The sequence below is a fragment of the Escherichia sp. E2586 genome, assembly GCF_005781105.1.
GTDB lineage: Bacteria > Pseudomonadota > Gammaproteobacteria > Enterobacterales > Enterobacteriaceae > Escherichia.
On record NZ_VATN01000050.1, the window covers coordinates 1 to 1,471 of the forward strand.

3 protein-coding genes are annotated in these 1,471 nt (G+C 39.0%); all 3 read left to right on the forward strand.

The window, feature by feature from the left end; genetic code table 11:
* A partial coding sequence (locus FEK50_RS23880; protein WP_138211689.1) for an RHS repeat-associated core domain-containing protein occupies nt 1–675 on the forward strand: 675 nt, incomplete at its 5' end.
* A gap of 11 nt (nt 676–686) precedes the next feature.
* Nucleotides 687–950 carry a hypothetical protein gene (locus tag FEK50_RS23885; RefSeq protein ID WP_131162134.1) on the forward strand — a complete coding sequence of 88 codons (264 nt, stop codon included), beginning with the start codon at nt 687–689 and terminating at the stop codon, nt 948–950.
* Between the two features lie 218 nt (nt 951–1,168).
* On the forward strand, nt 1,169–1,471 hold a 303-nt coding region (locus FEK50_RS23890; protein WP_138211690.1), incomplete at its 3' end, for an ISAs1 family transposase.

The following is a 1,471-nucleotide window of genomic DNA, read 5'->3' on the forward strand; positions in this document are numbered from 1 at the left end:
GGCTATCAGGCGGGATTTGGCGAAAACCGGGGCGACATCAGCAACAGCGGGGCGTACTTTGAACAGCCGCTGCGACTGCCGGGGCAGTACTTTGACGAAGAAACAGGACTGCATTACAATCTGTTCAGATATTATGCGCCGGAGTGCGGGAGGTTTATCAGCCAGGATCCGATAGGGCTGGCGGGGGGGATAAACCTCTATGCTTATGCGCCTAATCCATTAACTTATATTGATCCACTTGGTCTTTGTAAATTAAGGGGAAGTAATGGGCGCTTCAGAAGTGCACAGAATATTCAGGAAGAAATAGGCGGCCTACCCAATTTTTCAGGAAAAACTCCAGGAGAAATACGACAAACTTTGCGTAATCGAGGTTACTCGTCGGTACAAGCTCATAGTGGAGGAGAGGTCTGGACAAAAGCATTACCTGACGGAAATACTGTTGCAGTAAGAATTGACCCGGCAAATCCTCGTTCACCTTCACATTATGCTGATGCTGTACCTCATGCTCATATTGAAACAGTTCCAACATCCAGTGTTTCTAATGGGAATTATCGCCCGCGAGACGTGACTGGCAGGTATACTGCCACTGGTGGAGTTTCTGACCGAGGAACGAATCCGAATCATAACGCTGATGTTCACATTCCAATGTCTCCGGGACGATCCCCATATAATTAATGTGAGGTTTTATGAATATCCGAAATCAATATAATGAAGCCTTAAATAAATTAGAAGTTGATGTTAATGATGGTTTGAGAGATTTAATAAACATATATTGTGTGGCTATTGATTCTTTTGAAAATGATATCGTTGACTCGATTGCTTTATACGTGATTGATATGGGGAGTAAAGATACTTGTCGATATCTACAAGAAATATTATCAGAGAATGAAGATCCTTATTTAGTAAAAGAATTTAATGCATGGATAAAAGAAATTAATAAAAAATATTAAAATAAAAGCCGGGAAGCTGATTGAACTTCCCGGCTCTTTTATTATTTAATTCTCGTTCAGCACACTAAACATCCCAGGGAAAGATCATCAGAAGTACACTTTTTGTACTAAATAATTCGCATTTTATGTTCAATAATTGAGATATTCCTTATTACCTAAAACTGTTTTTTATTGCTTATACATGATCAAATATTCCTTACATAATTAAGGAGAACAAAATGGAACTTAAAAAATTGATGGAACATATTTCTATTATTCCCGATTACAGACAAACCTGGAAAGTGGAACATAAATTGTCAGATATTCTACTGTTGACTATTTGCGCCGTTATTTCTGGTGCAGAAGGTTGGGAAGATATAGAGGATTTTGGAGAAACACATCTCGATTTTTTAAAACAATATGGTGATTTTGAAAATGGTATTCCTGTTCACGATACCATTGCCAGAGTTGTATCCTGTATCAGTCCTGCAAAATTTCACGAGTGCTTTATTAACTGGATGCGTGACTGCCATTCCTCAAAT

Coding starts and splice junctions, on each gene's coding strand:
- FEK50_RS23885 (WP_131162134.1), top strand. CDS start 687: ATGAATATCCGAAATCAATATAATGAAGCCTTAAATAAATTAGAAGTT.